Below are 16,439 nucleotides of genomic sequence, written 5' to 3'. Positions count from 1 at the left end.
ATAACCCCCCAACCCCCGGCCGCCAGAACTCACTGGCGGAAACAAATTGTCAGGGTAATGCCTTATGGCCATTTGCGGCCTATTTTGAGTTATTGAATTACGTCTAATAAGACGTCATCCAAAATGGGACGTTTGTGCCGAATTATGTGCGATTCATAGAATTCGCTTTAGAGACCCAGGCTTTGCAAATCCTGAACGATTTCGGCTGCCGCCTCCACGACCGCGATGAACTCGATCATGCCGCCCAGCGCCGCCAATCCGGCGGTGGCGGCCAGCGGTAGTTCGATTGCATCGCGCAGGTTCCCCTGCGCGAGTTGGCTGAAGAACAGCGTCGCATCGTAGGCGGGCATGGTGGTCAGGAAGGCGGTGCCCAGGTCGGCCGTCGGAAGCAGAACCGAGTAGCCGGTGGACACCACCGACGCCAACGTGTTCGCGATGTTCACCGGCGTTGCCGGCACCACCGGCGGCGGAGCCGGGACGTATTGCTGGATCAACGGAGGGAACGCCGGCGGATTGATCACGGGCGCACTGGTCAGCGCGGTCGGGGTGACGGCCAGAAAGTCGTTGATACCCTGCTGGGTCCCAGCGACCAGGGCATTGGCGATCACGTCCGGGGGCACCTCGGGGAACAGTCCGAACGGTGTCGGTACGTTCGCGGGGCTGGTCGAATAGCCGTAGTTCGGGTCGCCGTAGCCCAGGTTGACGATGACCTTCAAGTTCGGCTGCAGCAGGGCCGCAATGGGTTCCCCGATGACGGGGATGGCCCGCACCGGGTCCAGCAACGGCAGATCCGGATGCGGGATGATGTAGTACTCGTTGACCGTCGGACCCTGGGTGGGTAGCAGGATTGCCGACTGAACCTGCGCGGGTGTGAGTTGGGCATATGTGGTGTGGACCGTGAGGATCCCGAACACGGCGTTGAGGTCCGACAGGAAATTGAGCGGGTAGCGCGGGAAGTCTGCGAAGCCGTCGTATTCGAGCGTGTAAGTGGTGGTCGGATATGGGCCGTCCGGAGTCGCGCCGTAAAACGGCAGGCCAAGGCTGGTGATATTCAGGCCCGGTATGCGCGCGAGGATGCCCCCGTTCGGGTTCATCTCGTTGCCGGTCAGGATAAAACTGAGTCGCGACGGGTCCGGCATGTTCGGGCCGAGGGAGATGTAATGATCCATCAGCAGCGACGAGATGATGGCGCTCTGGGAGTAGCCGAACACCGTGACGTTGTTCCCGGCCGCGAGTTGCTCGCCGACTGCCGTATTGAGGATCTGCAGGCCTTCGGCTACTGACGTCGCCAAGGGCAGCGATCGGACACCGGTGATCGGATACAGCTCTTCGGGTGTGAACAGAGCCTGGACGATTGCGCCCGGCGAAATCGGTTGCACGAACAAACTGTTCATGGCATTCAGGTAGGTCGATCCGGGTATCGGCGTCCCGGTGCCGCCCATGATGATCGCGGCGGTGATGTTCGTCGGCGCGCCCACCGTCGGCGTGCCGAGACCTGCCGTGATGCTGCGCACCAGTGCGGCGGTGTTGAGCGCCTCGGCGTTGGCGTAGTAATCCAGCGTGGCGTTCAGTCGCTGGACGATCCCGTCGTAAAGCGTCGCCAGTCGCGCGTTGACCAACTGGAATTCCTGGCCGTAGGTACCGAAGAAACCGGCGATCGCCGCCGATACCTCGTCCGCGGCCGCTGACAGGACCGTCGTCGTAGGGGCGACCGCTAACGCAGCGGCATCCTCGATCGCCGACCCGATCCCGGCCAACTCATTTCCCGCAGCTGCCAACGCCGACGGCTGTGCGAATACGAACGACAACTCACCCTCCCGGTACCCGTTGAGGGTAAGGCGATTCCGTGCCGCTGTCCGGGCTTTGGCCCCAGCTCACAGACAGCTCAGCCGAGCAGTGCGCTCCGCAGTTTCGACACGTCGGCCGCGGTGATCCCCGCGTCGCGCAGGTAGCTGTCCAGTGATCCGTAGGACTCGTCGATCGTTTGCCATGCCGACCAGAGGTATTCGGCGCGGACGCCCAGCACCCCGTCGGAAAGCCGCGCCTTGGTGAACGTCTCGACCTCGGGCGTCAGTTCGACGTCAGCACGCTGCTGGATCATCTCGGCGATCCGGGTACGCAGTTGCGGTACGGCATCGTTGCTGCGCAGGTAGTCGGCGATGATCGCGTCGCGGTCGAGGCCCACCGCTTCCAATACCGTCGCCACCACGAAACCAGTGCGGTCCTTGCCCGCGAAACAATGAGTGAGCACCGGCCGCCCGTCGGCCAGCAACGTGAACACGCGGCGCACCGCGCGTTGCGCCCCGTTGCGAGTCGGGAATTCGCGGTATTCGTCGGTCATGTAGCGCACGGCGTTGGCTTCGATGGCCTCGTCAGATTCGTCGGATTCACCGTTGGTGAGCAACCGCTTGAACGCGGTCTCGTGGGGCGCCTCCTCGTCGGTGCCCGCGTCGTCCTCGCCCAGGTCGGGGAACGGCAGCAGGTGAACCTCGACTCCCGCGGGGACCCGGCCCGGCCCGCGCCGGTTCACCTCGCGGGACGCGCGCAGGTCCGCCACATCGGTGATACCGAGCCCACGCAGTATGGTCCGGCCTTGATCGTCCAGGCCGCTCAGCTCGCTGGACCGGAACAACCGACCGGGACGAAGACCGGTGGTCGCGTCCGCGACATCACGAAAGTTCCACGCGCCCGGCAGATCTCGCAGAACCTCAGCCATGGTTGGTGACCGCCGCGGCCAGCGCGGACTGCTCGCGTCCGAGTTCAGTGCGGGCAATAGTGCGCATGTGCACCTCGTCGGGGCCGTCGAAGATCCGCATGGCGCGGTGCCAGCCGTACAGCCTGGCCAGTGGCGTGTCATCGCAGACACCGGCGGCACCATGCACCTGGATGGCCCGGTCGATAACGTCGCACGCCACTTGCGGTGCGACCGCTTTGATCTGCGACACCAACAGGTGGGCGGCCTTGTTGCCGTGCTGGTCGATGGTCCAGGCCGCCTTCTCGCACAGCAGCCGTGCTTGGTCGATTTCATTGCGGGACTTGGCGATTGCGTGCTGGACGAGACCCTGGTCGGCCAGTGGCCGGCCGAACGCGATCCGGTTGTTGGCGCGGTGTGTCATCAGCGCCAGCGCGCGCTCGGCTCCACCCAGGGCGCGCATGCAGTGGTGGATGCGACCCGGCCCCAGCCGGGCCTGCGCGATCGCAAAACCGGAGCCCTCCTCACCCAACAGGTTGGTGCTGGGCACCCGGACGTTGTCGTAGATGATCTCGCAGTGGCCGTGCTGGTCTTGCCAGCCGAAGACACCGGTGGAGCGGACCACTTCGACGCCCGGGGTGTCCATCGGGACCAGCACCATCGACTGCTGCTGGTGACTGGCCGCGTCGGGATTGGTGCGGCCCATCACGATGAGGATCTTGCAGCGCGGGTCCGCGGCGCCCGACGTCCACCACTTGCGGCCGTTGATCACGTAATCGGCACCGTCGCGCACGATCGAGGTCTCGATGTTGCGGGCGTCGCTGCTGGCGACCGCGGGTTCGGTCATCGAAAACGCGCTGCGGATCTCGCCGTTCAGCAGCGGTTCCAGCCAGTCCTTGCGTTGCTGCTCGGTGGCGAACAGGTGCAACGTCTCCATATTGCCGGTGTCGGGCGCCGCGCAGTTGAGGGCTTCCGGTGCGATCTCGAGGCTCCAGCCGGTCAGTTCGGCCAGCGGCGCGTACTCGAGGTTGCTCAGCCCGGACTCGGCCGGCAGGAACAGGTTCCACAGGCCGCGCTCTTTCGCCTTGGCCTTCAAGTTCTCGATCACCGGAGGCACGGTGTGGTCGCCGGGGCCTGCCTCCTGGCGGTACTTGTCATAGTCGGCCTCGGCCGGGAAGACGTGTTCGGTCATGAAGTCCGACAACCGCTTGTGGTAGTCACTGGCTTTGGCCGACATTGCGAAGTCCATGTCCGCCACGATATGACAGCGGTCGCCGCTCCCCGCGAGCAGACGCAGAATCGCATTCGGGAGCGCTCTTTAGTGCGACTCTGTGTCTGCTCGCGGCAGAACTCGCGGTAGAAAGGGGCATGCCCGCCCCGTTTCCGCCATTCACTCATGAGACCGCCGTGCAGAAAGTGCAGGCGGCCGAGGATGCCTGGAACACCTGTGACCCCGACCGGGTCAGCCTCGCCTACACCGTCGACTCCGAATGGCGAAACCGCGGCGAACACGTCGTCGGGCGGGAAGAGATCGTCAGGTTCTTGACACGGAAATGGCAGCGCGAACTTGACTACTCGCTGCGCAAGGGCCTGTGGAGCTTTAGTGACAACCGCATCGCCGTGCGCTTCCAGTACGAGTGCCATGACCGGACCGGCCAGTGGTTCCGTAGTTACGGCAATGAGTTATGGGAGTTCGACGCGGAGGGGCTGATGGCCCGTCGTGAGGCGAGTATCAACGATGTGCCGATCGCCGAATCCGAGCGGCGGTTACTCGGTCCCCGCCCGGCAAGCGAGCGAGGGGTGGACTTTCCGCTGTGGTGAGGCTTCCCGCTGTGGTGAAGCTTTAGACGGGCGGGTAGGCGGGTGGCGGGTATCCGTTACCGGACTCGACGCCACGTAAACCCCAGGTGAGGTAGCCGAAGAAGAACTCGATCTCGTCGCTTCCGTCGTAGTCAGGACTCGGGTCCATTACTCCACCTCTCCAAGCGACTGGGTTGTGTTACCGAGTCTAGTCCTATCCGCTGCGGCGCGACAGGGACCGCGTTGCTTAGACTGTCCAACCAGTTGATTGATAACGCAGCGACGATAGTGAGTGCACATGCCGTCCGGAAATGGCCTTTCGCGCCGCGAGGAGTTGCTGGCCGTCGCAACCAAGCTGTTCGCCGCCCGCGGCTATCACGGCACTCGGATGGACGACGTCGCCGATGTGATCGGACTGAACAAGGCGACGGTCTACCACTACTACGCGAGCAAAGCGCTGATCCTGTTCGACATCTACCGTCAGGCCGCCGAGGGCACCTTGGCTGCCGTGCATGACGACCCGTCCTGGACCGCCCGCGAGGCGCTCTACCAGTACACCGTCCGGTTGTTGACCGGCATCGCGAGCAATCCCGAGCGTGCCGCGGTGTACTTCCAGGAACAGCCCTACATCACCGAGTGGTTCACCTCCGAACAGGTCGCGGAGGTCCGCGAGAAGGAAGCGCAGGTCTACGAGCACGTGCACGGCCTGATCGACCGCGGCATCGCCAGCGGCGAATTCTACGAATGCGACTCGCACGTGGTGGCGCTCGGCTACATCGGGATGACGCTGGGCAGCTACCGCTGGCTGCGGCCGAGCGGACGGCGTTCGGCCAAGGAGATCGCCGCGGAGTTCAGCACCGCGCTGCTGCGCGGGTTGATTCGCGACGAGGCGATCCGCACCACTGCCCCGCTGGGGCCGTGATCGGCGTCAGTTGAAGATCGGCGGGATGATGTGCAGCACGTCGCCGAGCGTGCCGCTGAGCAGGGACAGTGCCGTCACCGGGGGTTGGCTCAGAGCGGGGCCGAAGTAGAGGTTCAGGCCGGGATTGACCATCGGAACCCAGGGATAGGCGTCGGGGAAATACTCCGGACCCCAAAGGCCGGCCTGCACGCCGATTTCCACCGCGGCGCCATAGGGAGCCTGCAGCAGGCCCTGTCCCATGTAGTAGGCGAACGTCAACGGGTTCGGGATGTTGATCAGGCCGGCGGGCGTGGGCAGGTCGGCGTACCCGTCCGAGTAGCCGAGGTCGATCATCACCCGCAGTGGCGGTTGCAGCAGGTCGGCGATCACCGGACCGGCGTACGGGATGGCGCGAATCGGCTCCAGGATCGGCAGGTTCTGGGTCAGGAACATGTAGTACTCGGTGTTGCCCGCGTACCCCGGTGAGGTCGGCAACGGCACGGCGTTGGTGGACAGCAGTTCCGGGTAGTTGCCGTGCACGTAGAAGTAGCCCATCAGCGCGTTGACGTCGGCCAGCACGTTGAGCGGGTACTGCGGCACGTGGGCGATGCCGTCGTACTGCGCGGTGTAGATGAATGTCTCGTAGGGGTTGTTCGCCGGCGTCGCACCGTTGAACAGCACGTCGAGGCCCGGGATGTAGAAGCCGGGGAATCGGGACAGCAGGCCCCCGTTGGGGTTGTTGCCGGCCGCGGCCATGATGAAGGCCAGCCGGTCCTGGTAGGGCGAGCCGGCCGCCATCAAGTTGACGATCTCGTTGTGGACTATCGATGCGCTCTGCGAGTAGCCGAAAACGGCGACATTGTTGGATGCTATGGCCATCTGCTGATTGATCGCGGTGTTGAGTTGTGCCACACCCCTGGCGACGGATTCGGCATAGGTCATTGTGCCGAGAGCCGGGGTGACCGGCCAGAACTGCTCGGGAGTGAAGAGGCCAAGGGGAGTGCCGCCCTTGAAAATCGGCTGAACGTAGTTCTTGTTGATGTCGGTTATGTACTGGGCCAGCGGCAGCGGGTTGCCGGTGCCGCCCATGATGATCGCGGTGTTGATTGCCAGCGAGGAAGCCGCCGGTGCCGCGAATGCCGTGCCCGTGCCGCCGCCGGACGTGCCGAGAAGTGCGGCTGCCGGCCCACCGCTGAGCAATGCCCCGTTGAGGGCCTCGACCTGCGAATAAGCCAGCGCCGCATTAGCCAGCGCCCGGGTGAACTCGCTCTGGAATACCGACGTCTGGCGCACGACAGCCTGGTATTCGTCACCAAAGCTGTTGAACAGCGCGGCAATTCCCGCTGACACCTCATCGCCGGCCGCGGCCAGGAGCCCGGACGTGCGGCCGGCCGCCGCGGCGTTGGCGGCGTGGATCGCTGCGGCGATTCCGTCCACGTCAGTAGCCGCTGCCGCGAGCGACTCAGGGACTGTGAGCAAATAGGACATGGGCCCCCGTCCTTCCGCTACCCGAAACCACGGGTAGTAGGTATCAGAAAGAGACTAGAGCGGGTCAGTCGGGAAATCCGGCGTTTCGGCCGTTAAACGCGGGCGCTGTGCACATGCCGATCGACGAAGACGGTCGGTTGCTGCCCGGTGGGCCCGCGGGGCGCTAACCACAATGCCGCGTTATCACCGACAAAATTATGGACTACTGTCTAGAAAAGTTCGCAGTGATGAGGGATGGAGGACACTCATGGCGATTCGCGTCGCCCATGTGGGCACTGGAAATGTCGGTGGGCTAGCCCTCGCCGCACTCATCACCAATCCAGCGTTCGAACTCACCGGCGTCTGCGTTTCCACGCCGGAGAAGGTCGGCAAAGACGCCGGTGAACTGTGCGGAGTGGGTCTGGATGGACCATTGAAAACCGGCGTCACGGCCGTGAACGACCTCGATGCGCTGCTGGCCACGCAACCCGACTGCGTCGTCTACTGCGCGATGGGCGATACGCGGCTGCCGGACGCGATGGGCGACGTCATTCAGATCCTGGCCGCCGGAGTCAACGTCGTGGGTTCGGCGCCCGGTCTCCTGCAGTATCCGTGGGGTGTTATGCCCGACAAGTACATCGGTCGGGTGGAAGCCGCTGCGCAGCAAGGCAATTCGAGTATCTTCATCACCGGGGTCGACCCCGGGTTCATCAATGACCTGCTGCCGTTCGCGCTGGCGGGCACCTGCCAGCGCATCGAGCAGGTGCGCTGCATGGAGATCCACGATTACGCGAGTTATGACGGCGCGGAGGTCATGCACTACATGGGTTTCGCTCGTCCGTTGGACGAGGTGCCGATGCTGCTGCAGCCCGGAGTGCTCAGCATCGCCTGGGGAACGGCGATCCGTCAGCTGGCGGCGGGCCTGGGTATCGAGGTCGACGAGATCACCGAATCCTACCGGCGGGAACCGGCACCGGAGGACTTCGACATCGCGGTCGGACACGTGGCCAAAGGCACCTTGGCCGCACTGCAATTCGAGATCCGCGGCATGGTCAAGGGCCGGCCCGCCATCGTGATCGAGCACATCACCCGACTACGGCCCGACCTGCAACCGGACTGGCCGCAGCCCGCGGCGGGCGGTGGCTCGTATCGCATCGAGATCACCGGTGAGCCGTCCTACGCGGTGGACATCGTTCCCAGTAGCCGAAAAGGCGACCACAACCACGCGGCGATCGTCGGCGCGGCCGGGCGGATCGTCAACTCCATTCCCGCGGTTGTGGCGGCGCCGCCGGGAATCCGGTCCACTCTGGATTTACCGCTGATCAGGGCAAAGGTCTGCTCACAGCGAGCTAACTACACGGAAAGGAACCCTCGATGGGGCGAGTAGACGGCAAGGTCGCGTTGATCAGCGGGGGCGCCCGGGGGATGGGCGCCGAAGACGCGCGTCTGCTGGTGGCCGAGGGCGCCAAGGTGGTGATCGGTGACATCCGCGACGACGAGGGTAAGGCGCTGGCCGCTGAAATCAACGGTGAATTCGGCGACGCCGCGCGCTACGTCCATCTCGACGTGACCCAACTTGACCAGTGGGAGGCAGCGGTCGCGACCGCGACGGGTGATTTCGGAAAACTCGACGTGCTGGTCAACAATGCCGGCATCGTCGCCGCGGGGCCGCTCCGGGAATTCCGAATGGACAAGTGGCAGAAGGTGATTGACGTCAACCTGACCGGTACTTTCCTCGGCATGCGAACGGCCGTCGACCCGATGACCGCAGCCGGCGGCGGGTCCATCATCAACGTGTCCTCCATCGAGGGGATCCGCGGGGCCCCACTGGTGCATCCGTACGTCGCATCCAAGTGGGCGGTGCGCGGCATCACCAAATCGGCAGCTCTGGAACTGGCACCCTTGAACATTCGGGTGAACTCACTGCACCCGGGATTCATCCGCACCCCGATGACGGCGCACCTACCCGAAGACATGGTCACCATCCCGCTCGGGCGGCCGGCCGAGGCTCACGAAGTCGCCACGTTCGTGGTTTTCCTCGCCAGCGACGAGGCGTCCTATGCCACTGGCAGCGAGTTCATCATGGACGGCGGCCTCGTGACCGACGTGCCGCACAAGGATTTCAGTGCTGGATAGGTATTAGCCCATGCTTCCGGGCCTGGCCGAGGTGGTGGGCGCTAGTCACGTCATCACCGACCCCGACGTGTTGGCCGGCCGTAGCGTCGACCACACCGGTCGGTACCGCGGCCGGGCAAGTGCGTTGGTGCGTCCGGGCTCGGCCGACGAGGTGGCCGCGGTCTTGGGGGCGTGCCGAGACTCGGGCTTGCACGTCACCGTGCAGGGCGGACGCACCTCGCTGGTCGGCGGCACCGTGCCCGAACACGACGACATCTTGCTTTCCACTGAAAGGCTCAGTGCGATAGGCGATGTCGACACGGTGGAGCGGCGGGTGGCAGTCGGTGCCGGTGTGACGCTGGCCGCGGTCCAGGCTGCGGCAGCGGCGGCGGGTTTGGTGTTCGGAGTGGACCTCGCCGCCCGCGACACCGCGACTGTCGGCGGCATGGCTTCGACGAACGCCGGGGGGCTGCGCACCGTCCGTTACGGCAATATGGGTGAACAGGTGCTGGGACTGGAGGTGGCACTGCCGGACGGTTCGGTGGTGCGCCGGCGCTCCCTGGTGCGGCAGGACAACACCGGCTATAACCTGCCGTCGTTGTTCGTCGGCGCCGAAGGCACCCTCGGCGTCATCACCGCGCTGGACCTGCGTCTGCACCCGGCGCCGGCGCATCGAGTGACGGCGGTGTGCGGGTTCGACGATCTCGCAACCCTGGTGGAGGCAGGTCGGGCATTCGCGGACGTCGACGGCATTGCGGCATTGGAGTTGATCGACGCCCGCGCGGCGGCGCTGACGAGGGAGCACGCGGGGGTGGGTGCCCCGGTTCCGGGTGACTGGCTGCTGCTGGTCGAGCTTGCCGGCGACCATGATCAGACAGACCGGCTGGCAGCACTGCTGGACAATGTGGACTCTGATGTGGACTCTGAGCCGGCTGTGGGTGTGGATGCGGCTGCGCAACAACGGTTATGGCGTGTTCGCGAGGCGCTGGCCGAGGTCTTAGGGGTATACGGACCACCGCTGAAGTTCGATGTGTCGCTGCCCTTGTCGGCTGTCAGCAGCTTCGAGCGCGATGCGGTTGCCCTAATCCGGCGGCACGTCCCGGATGCGCTGCCGGTGTTGTTCGGGCACATCGGCGAGGGCAATCTGCACCTGAACGTGCTGCGGTTCCCGGTCGAGCGTGAGCCGGAGTTGTACCCCGAGATGATGGACCTGATCGCCGGATGCGGCGGCAACGTCAGCTCCGAGCACGGCGTCGGCACCCGCAAACGGCCCTATCTAGGGATGTCGCGGGAGCCGGCCGACATCGCGGCGATGCGGACGGTGAAGGCGGCCTTGGACCCGACGGGTTATCTCAACGCGGCGGTCCTCTTCGATTAGTCGGATCCTTTGATACCGACCGCGTGCCGGAGCTGCGCCAGGAAGTGCTCGGCATCGTCGCTGCGGACCACGTAATGCGAGATCGCGATCCGGATCACCGTCGCCGCTTTTACCGCCGCGTTGGGTCCGGGCAGCAACCGTTGCAGGCCCGCACGCATCTCCGGGATGACACCCGACATCTGCGCGATCACGTGCTCGGGCTCGATGTCGACCATGCGCACCCCAGAGTAGGAGTATTGGTAATCGACGATGAATCGCAGTGCGGCGTCCAGTCTTTCGACCCCCTTGAGCCCTGCGGTTGCCTTGGCGAGACCTCTTTCGAAGATCTCCCGTTCGTAGCGGGAGAACGCCGAGAGCAACTCCTCCTTGGAGGCGAACCACCGGTAGAGCGTCGGTCTGGAAACTCCCGCCTGGGTTGCGACCTCGGAGAGACTGAGCTTGGTCTTGCCGCTGCGGGCCAGCACTTCGGCGGTGGCCGCCAGGATCCGCTGACGAGTCGAAGTGTCGGTGTCCAGGCCTTCTTCAACCTGGGAATTCTGGCTCATGAGTTCTCCCCTGGGGATTTCGGCGGCGGTGGAGTCTTCGGCGGCCTCGGCCGCACCAGCACGGATTGCTGAATGGCTCCCACCGCGCTGTGTTCGTCGAACAGCGTCCCAATCGTCGTGCCGATGCCGTCCGGCCCGTAGCTGGTTTCCGCGCGGATGCCGATCCAGTCTCCCTCTGGAACCCGGAATACGTGCACGGCCAGGTCGGTGTTGAGGAACGTCCACTTGGTGATGTCGAGCTTGCTACCGATGCCGTTCGCACAGTCGGCCACCGCGAACAACCGCTCCAGCGGGGTCATCGTCTCTCCGGCGACAAGATCGGCGATCGGCTTGATCCAGGATTCCCCGGGACCGGGCTTGAGGGGCTCGGTCAGCCACAGCCACTCCAGGCTGTGCACGTAGTTGCGGTCCCAGTTCATCGCTTTGAGATTGCGATTGCGGGCCTCCGACAGTGGACGGGGAAGTGGGGCGGGCGCATGCGCGACAGCCGCGGTGTCGAGTTGTTGCAGCCGCCAACCGCTGGCCCGGGCGACCGGCCGGGGCCGTCCGTCGGGGCCCAGCGCCAGCATCTCGGCGCTCACCAACTCGATCTGTTTACCGCCGCGTTGGAGGCTGGAGCGCACCCACAGGTCGCCCTCGGCCGGGACGGCGCCCAGCAGGTCGATGACGACCCGGCTGAGTCGGGTGTCGGCACGCGCGTCGCAGCGTTCCAGCGCCCGCACGAGCAGCCCGGACACCGGGCCGCCGTGCTGTATCGCCGCCGACCAGGTGCCCCGGGCCAAGTCGGTGGCCCTGAACTTCTCGCCCGTTGCGTCGTCGGCGTCGATCAGCTCGTAGTACGAGTCAGACATGGACTGAACCTTCTCGCTCAGGGCAGGCCGGCGCCGGGGATCTCCACCCGCACGGCGTCCAGCCGGGACAGGCGAGTACCGACCAGACGTTTGGGGTAGGCCTCGGTGCTGGACAGCAGAAACAATGTGCGCCGTTCCGGACCGCCGAGCGCGCATGCTATCGCCACCCGGTCACCCATGTCGATGCGGTCGGTCACCTCGCCGCCTTCGGTGATCCGCTCGAACTGGTTAGCCAGGGTCATGGCCGTCCATACTCCGCCCTCGGCGTCGAGTGCGATGCCGTCGGGTGGTCCGTCCAGTTTGTCCGCGAAGACCCGCCGGTCGCTGAGGTCTCCGTCGGGCGCGATGGTGAACGCGGTGAGTCGCCGGCCCATCGACTCCGCGACGATGAGTGTCTTGCGGTCCGGCGTGATGACCATCCCGTTGGGAAAGTCGAGGTCGGTGGCGACGACGGAGGCACGGTTGTCGGGATCGAGGCGGATGATGGTGCCGCCCTGGAATGCCTGGGCGCCGATGTAGGCGCGCCCGATGTCATCAACGACCATGTCACCCAGGTCGGCGGTCGCAAGCTCGGACAGGTCGGCGACGGCAAGAATGGTCTCGCCGTCATAGCTCAGCACCAGCCGATCCTCAGCCGAGGCGATCAGCAGGCAGCCGTCGGGGCGGAAACCCAGCCCGGACGGCGAGTGACCCGGTAGCGGCACGGTAGTGAGCGAGCCGCGGATGTCCGAAGTGTGGATTGCTTCGCCGAGCAGGTCGGAGAACCACAGCAAACCCTCAAACCAGCGGGGACCCTCGCCGAAGCAAAAGCCGTGGGCCAGCGGCGTTGGCGCCGCCATACCTTTACAAATCACTGCAAAAGTGTCATGCACCGTAGGCATTGCTGTCAACGCAGGTGCAGCTTTACAAATTTTGCGCAAAGTGTCACGCTGAGCCGTGAGCCGGCGGACGAGGGGTGAGCGCATTGACGACAGATTCTGAACAGGTCCAGTGGTCGGTCGAGAGTCTCCTGGAGCTTTTCGAAGTGCAAGAGGCCGGACCCGATCGGTTCACCGCTGCCACCGGCCTAGCCGGCCAGGACGGCCGGCAAGTGGTGGAGGGCACGCAGGTGGTCGCCCAGGCGATTGTGGCGGTGGCGAACCGCTTCCAGGGCAAGGCCGTTCGCTCGGCGCACGCGGTGTTCGCCCGCGCTGTCATGGTGGGCCCCCCGATCGAACTCGTCCTCGACGTGCTGAACGAGGGACGTTCCACCGCGACCGCAGTCGTCTCCGCCATGCAGAACGGCAAACGCTGCGTGACCGTCACGGTCCTGACCGACGTCCCGACCGACGACGTGATCCGCCACCAATTGCCGCGCCCCGATGTCGTGGCACCCGCGGATGCCAATGAGTCCGAGATGCCTATGGTTGGCCGGGAAGTGCGGCTCGTCGATGTGGTCGACGTCAACAGCCCCGACGAGGTCGGTCCGCCGGAGCTGTTCGCCTGGCTGCGCTACGATCCGATTCCGGAGCGCGACGACCTGGCCAAAGCGCTGGTCGCGTATTTCACTGGGCACCTGGGTATTTCGACCACCATGCGGGCCCACCCCGGTATCGGCACCAGTCAGGCGCACTTGACCGTTTCGACGGCGCCGATGTCGACCTTCATTTCGTTCCACGAACCGGTGCGCTGGGACGGTTGGTTGCTCTACTCCCACGAAAGCACCCAGGTCGGTGCGGGAATGTCCTACGTGCGCGGGACGGTGCACACCGAAGCAGGCGAGTTGCTCTGCTCCTTTGCCCAAGAAGCGCTCATCCGTCCGCTGCGCACCAGTGACACCTCGATCAACGCCGCAGCACGGTTCTAATTTTATGCGCTTCACGATCACTCACCCGATGCACACCCATCCCTACAACCCGGAGTTGGCCAGTGGGTCCGGTATCGCGACGGTAGCGGCGGCGGCGGAAAAGTCGGGATTTCACGGGTTCGGCTTCACCGACCATCCGGCCCCCTCGCAACGCTGGCTGGATGCGGGTGGGCACGACGCACTGGATCCCTTTGTCGCACTGGGCTTTGCGGCCGCGCACACCACCACTATTCGATTGATTCCGAATGTGGTGGTGCTGCCCTACCGAAACCCGTTCGTGGTGGCCAAGTCCGGCGTAACGCTGGATCTGCTCTCCGACGGCCGGTTCACGCTCGCAGTGGGAGTGGGTTACTTGCGGCGGGAGTTCGCAGCGTTAGGTGTGGACTACGACGAGCGGGCCGATCTGTTCGAGGAAGCGCTAGAGGTGATCCGAGCGGTCTGGACCGGTGATGACATCTCTTATGAGGGAAGGCATTTCACCGCCCGCGGGATCACCGCGCATCCGCGTCCGGTTTCGCAGCCGCACCCGCCGATCTGGATCGGCGGTAATACGGCGGCAGCCCGCAAGCGGGTGGCTCTGCACGGCGACGGTTGGTGTCCGTTTGCGGCGCCGGCGGGGTTGGCGCGCACTGCGGGCACCGCGGTCATCGACTCGTTGGATGCGCTCGCGTCAGGCATCGACGACATGCGCCGCCGGTGTGAGACCGCCGGCAAGGACTGGTCGGCTGTCGATATCACCTTCACCAACTTCGAGGGCGGCAGTCCCGCCAGCGATGATTTCGACGCCGACGCATATCTGTCCGGGGTGGAAAAGCTTGTGGCACTGGGAGTCACCTGGCTGCAGGTCGGCTTGCCCGGTGACAGTGTGGCCCATGCGCTGGAAAGCATAGAGCGGTTTGGTTCGTCGGTAATCGATGTGATCTGAATGGACTTCGCACGGGTATCGCTCTCGGCGGAAGACCGGGAATTCCACGACCGGATGCGCGCGTTCGTCACCGAACACGTCACCGACGAGGTGCGCCAGCGGAATCGTGAGTTCGGCGAAAACTTCGATGAATCAGTGCATCTGGCGTTGGGCGAAGCCGGGTACCTGGCCGCGGATTGGCGCTCCGAACCCGACGGCGGCTTCAGCGCTGTGCGACGGCGGATCTTCAACCTGGAGATCGGCCGGGCGCACACGCCGTGGTATCACTGGGGCACCACGTCGTCGGTCGCGCGGTTGGTCGAGCAGTTCGCCAAGCCGGAACTGGTGGAAATGGTGTTGCCCGGAGTGCTTTCCGGACACATCCGTCTGTGCCTCGGTTACACCGAGCCCGAGGGTGGGTCTGACGTCGCCACCTGCAAGACCCGGGCGGTGCGGGAAGCGGATGGATCAAGCTGGGTCATCAATGGCTCCAAGATGTTCACCTCGAATGCGCAGAACGCCAAATACGTCTTCCTGCTCACCAACACCGACCCGGAACGACCGAAACACCGGAACCTGACGATGTTCCTGGTCCCGCTGGATTCGCCCGGCATCGAGATCCGGGGCCTGCGTACCCTCGACGGCGACCGCACCAACATCGTCTTCTACAGCAACGTCCGAGTCGACGACCTTTACCGGATCGGCGAGGTGAACGACGGCTGGACGGTGATGCGGTCCGCGCTGGCTGCCGAGCATGGATTGACGGAGCGGGATGCCGAGGGTTTGCAGGATGTCGCGGCGATGGCCGGACACGCCATGCTGATGGCGGAAGCGGTCGACGAGGTCGCGGCACTGGTGGGTGACGTCGATGACGAGTCGGTGTTTCACCGCCTCGGCCGAAGTTTCGCCCGTATCGAGGCGGCGCTGTCCACCCCCGGAATGTTCGGTCGCGTCGCGATCGGACAGACGATGCGCGACGTCTCCGCCGACCTGATGGATCTGGTGGGGCCGGCGGCGGCATTGCCGACCGACGCCGAGGGATCCGTCGACGACGGTGTGACCGAGCACCTCTTTCGGCTGGCCCTGCCGATGGGAATCTATGGCGGCAGCCTGGAAGTGTTCCGCAATATGATCGCGCAGCACGAACTTTCGTTGGGGCGCCCCGCCTACGGCTCGGGAAGTTCCGCCGGCTCTGGAAGTTCCGCCGGCTCTGGAAGTTCCGCCTCGAGTTGAACCTTGTCGGCGTCGAAGCTGAAATACCCTCTGATAGGGCTGCTTTCGGGCTGCGGGTCGTTGTAGCTCCAGGCGATGTCGGCGACGATGGCATCATCGATAACCGCGGACCAGTATGTAGCGACGCCCTTGTAGTTGCAGTACGTCGACGTGGCGGTTTCCGCTAGCAGGTCGGTGCGGACGTGTTTCGGCGCTACGTAAAGCCTTGGTGCGAGCGCGGTTTCGAAGACGATGACGGTGTCGTCGGTATCTGCCAGCTGGGTGCCGTTAACTGAGACCCGCAAGCGTCTTCTGGTCGGGCGACAGTCAACCCGGTGATAGGGATTCGGCGGGTAGTGCACCAGTCTGCGGCCTTCCTCGAACCAGGCGTCGACGGCATCCCACGGAACGTGCACGTAGCCAGGTGCTTCGGGCTCGGCCTCGCTCGGCAGGTCGGTTATCTCTTCGATGGGAAAGGCGTAGCTGAGCGGGCGGTTTCGTCGGTGCACCAGAAGTGCCTTCTCGGTGTCGATAACGGTGCGTCCCTGGTGGACGGCCTGGACCCGGCGCGGATGGGGTTCGATATACACCACCTCTGCGGGTATCGGCGGCGTGAATTGTCCCGCTGGATCGGCACTCAGGGGGCCGCGACCGGCGACCAGGCTCATGGCGTTCCTCCGGTGTCTCGGCGCTTCGCTGGGCTGTTCGCCTCGGCTCCAGCCTTTCAG

At 64.9% G+C, this 16,439-nt stretch carries 17 protein-coding genes; 8 read left to right on the top strand and 9 right to left on the bottom strand.

Going from position 1 to position 16,439, the window contains the following annotated elements; all coding sequences use genetic code 11:
• Positions 1-167 precede the first annotated feature (167 nt).
• The 3 genes from A5636_RS16045 to A5636_RS16035 all read right to left on the bottom strand — a co-directional run bounded on the left by A5636_RS16045 (position 168) and on the right by A5636_RS16035 (position 3,929).
• Positions 168-1,808 (bottom strand): PE family protein, encoded by a 1,641-nt coding sequence (locus tag A5636_RS16045; RefSeq protein ID WP_065159633.1) that lies wholly within the window; start codon positions 1,806-1,808, stop codon positions 168-170.
• Between the two features lie 77 nt (positions 1,809-1,885).
• Positions 1,886-2,716, bottom strand: a complete 831-nt coding sequence (locus A5636_RS16040; RefSeq protein ID WP_065159632.1) for a tyrosine-protein phosphatase — start codon at positions 2,714-2,716, stop codon at positions 1,886-1,888.
• Positions 2,709-3,929, bottom strand: a complete 1,221-nt coding sequence (locus A5636_RS16035; RefSeq protein WP_155763843.1) for an acyl-CoA dehydrogenase family protein — start codon at positions 3,927-3,929, stop codon at positions 2,709-2,711. Before A5636_RS16035 ends, A5636_RS16040 begins: the two co-directional genes overlap by 8 nt.
• A gap of 131 nt (positions 3,930-4,060) precedes the next feature.
• Here A5636_RS16035 and A5636_RS16030 point away from each other — a divergent pair, with 131 nt between their 5' ends.
• Positions 4,061-4,513 carry a DUF1348 family protein gene (locus tag A5636_RS16030; RefSeq protein WP_065159630.1) on the top strand — a complete coding sequence of 151 codons (453 nt, stop codon included), beginning with the start codon at positions 4,061-4,063 and terminating at the stop codon, positions 4,511-4,513.
• Between the two features lie 22 nt (positions 4,514-4,535).
• On the opposite strand, the gene A5636_RS26190 is transcribed toward A5636_RS16030, so the two are convergent.
• A complete protein-coding gene (locus A5636_RS26190; protein WP_155763839.1) occupies positions 4,536-4,661 on the bottom strand; it encodes a hypothetical protein in 126 nt (41 codons plus the stop codon).
• A gap of 129 nt (positions 4,662-4,790) precedes the next feature.
• Between A5636_RS26190 and A5636_RS16025 the strand changes: the two genes are divergently transcribed.
• A complete protein-coding gene (locus tag A5636_RS16025; protein ID WP_065159629.1) occupies positions 4,791-5,414 on the top strand; it encodes a TetR/AcrR family transcriptional regulator in 624 nt (207 codons plus the stop codon).
• 6 nt (positions 5,415-5,420) lie between these two features.
• Here the strand turns inward: A5636_RS16025 and A5636_RS16020 are convergent, their stop codons facing one another.
• Positions 5,421-6,881: a PE family protein gene (locus A5636_RS16020; protein ID WP_065159628.1), complete on the bottom strand. Its 1,461-nt coding sequence runs from the start codon at positions 6,879-6,881 to the stop codon at positions 5,421-5,423.
• Between the two features lie 247 nt (positions 6,882-7,128).
• Here A5636_RS16020 and A5636_RS16015 point away from each other — a divergent pair, with 247 nt between their 5' ends.
• The 3 genes from A5636_RS16015 to A5636_RS16005 are packed head-to-tail and all read left to right on the top strand — an operon-like array spanning position 7,129 to position 10,353.
• Positions 7,129-8,247, top strand: coding sequence for an NAD(P)H-dependent amine dehydrogenase family protein (locus A5636_RS16015; RefSeq protein WP_065159627.1), 1,119 nt, complete (start codon positions 7,129-7,131; stop codon positions 8,245-8,247).
• Positions 8,235-8,996, top strand: coding sequence for a glucose 1-dehydrogenase (locus A5636_RS16010; RefSeq protein WP_065159626.1), 762 nt, complete (start codon positions 8,235-8,237; stop codon positions 8,994-8,996). The genes A5636_RS16015 and A5636_RS16010 overlap by 13 nt, the downstream gene beginning before the upstream one ends.
• 10 nt (positions 8,997-9,006) lie before the next feature.
• On the top strand, positions 9,007-10,353 hold the full coding sequence (locus tag A5636_RS16005) for an FAD-binding oxidoreductase (RefSeq protein ID WP_065159625.1): 1,347 nt from the start codon (positions 9,007-9,009) through the stop codon (positions 10,351-10,353).
• Here A5636_RS16005 and A5636_RS16000 read toward each other — a convergent pair.
• From A5636_RS16000 to A5636_RS15990, 3 genes are read right to left on the bottom strand one after another with little or no spacing between them, the layout of a single operon-like run.
• On the bottom strand, positions 10,350-10,898 hold the full coding sequence (locus tag A5636_RS16000; RefSeq protein ID WP_065159624.1) for a TetR/AcrR family transcriptional regulator: 549 nt from the start codon (positions 10,896-10,898) through the stop codon (positions 10,350-10,352). The genes A5636_RS16005 and A5636_RS16000 overlap by 4 nt on opposite strands.
• Complete coding sequence (locus A5636_RS15995; RefSeq protein ID WP_065159623.1) at positions 10,895-11,749, bottom strand: thioesterase family protein; 855 nt, start codon at positions 11,747-11,749, stop codon at positions 10,895-10,897. The genes A5636_RS16000 and A5636_RS15995 overlap by 4 nt, the downstream gene beginning before the upstream one ends.
• 17 nt (positions 11,750-11,766) lie before the next feature.
• The gene (locus A5636_RS15990) at positions 11,767-12,588 is read right to left on the bottom strand and encodes an SMP-30/gluconolactonase/LRE family protein (protein WP_065159622.1); all 822 of its coding nucleotides are present in this window, start codon (positions 12,586-12,588) and stop codon (positions 11,767-11,769) included.
• A gap of 116 nt (positions 12,589-12,704) precedes the next feature.
• On the opposite strand from A5636_RS15990, the gene A5636_RS15985 reads away from it, so the two are divergent.
• From A5636_RS15985 to A5636_RS15975, 3 genes are read left to right on the top strand one after another with little or no spacing between them, the layout of a single operon-like run.
• A complete protein-coding gene (locus tag A5636_RS15985) occupies positions 12,705-13,595 on the top strand; it encodes an acyl-CoA thioesterase (protein ID WP_065159621.1) in 891 nt (296 codons plus the stop codon).
• Positions 13,596-13,599: 4 nt separating this feature from the next.
• Positions 13,600-14,520, top strand: coding sequence for an LLM class F420-dependent oxidoreductase (locus A5636_RS15980; RefSeq protein WP_065159620.1), 921 nt, complete (start codon positions 13,600-13,602; stop codon positions 14,518-14,520).
• Complete coding sequence (locus A5636_RS15975) at positions 14,521-15,732, top strand: acyl-CoA dehydrogenase family protein (protein WP_065159619.1); 1,212 nt, start codon at positions 14,521-14,523, stop codon at positions 15,730-15,732.
• Here A5636_RS15975 and A5636_RS15970 read toward each other — a convergent pair.
• Positions 15,666-16,379, bottom strand: coding sequence for a DUF427 domain-containing protein (locus tag A5636_RS15970; RefSeq protein ID WP_065159618.1), 714 nt, complete (start codon positions 16,377-16,379; stop codon positions 15,666-15,668). The genes A5636_RS15975 and A5636_RS15970 overlap by 67 nt on opposite strands.
• Between the last annotated feature and the right edge of the window lie 60 nt (positions 16,380-16,439).

Origin of the sequence: Mycobacterium asiaticum (assembly GCF_001673315.1) — a bacterium.
GTDB lineage: Bacteria > Actinomycetota > Actinomycetes > Mycobacteriales > Mycobacteriaceae > Mycobacterium > Mycobacterium asiaticum_B.
Note: the sequence above shows the minus strand (reverse complement) of the source record. Positions and strands in the feature narration are given on the sequence as shown.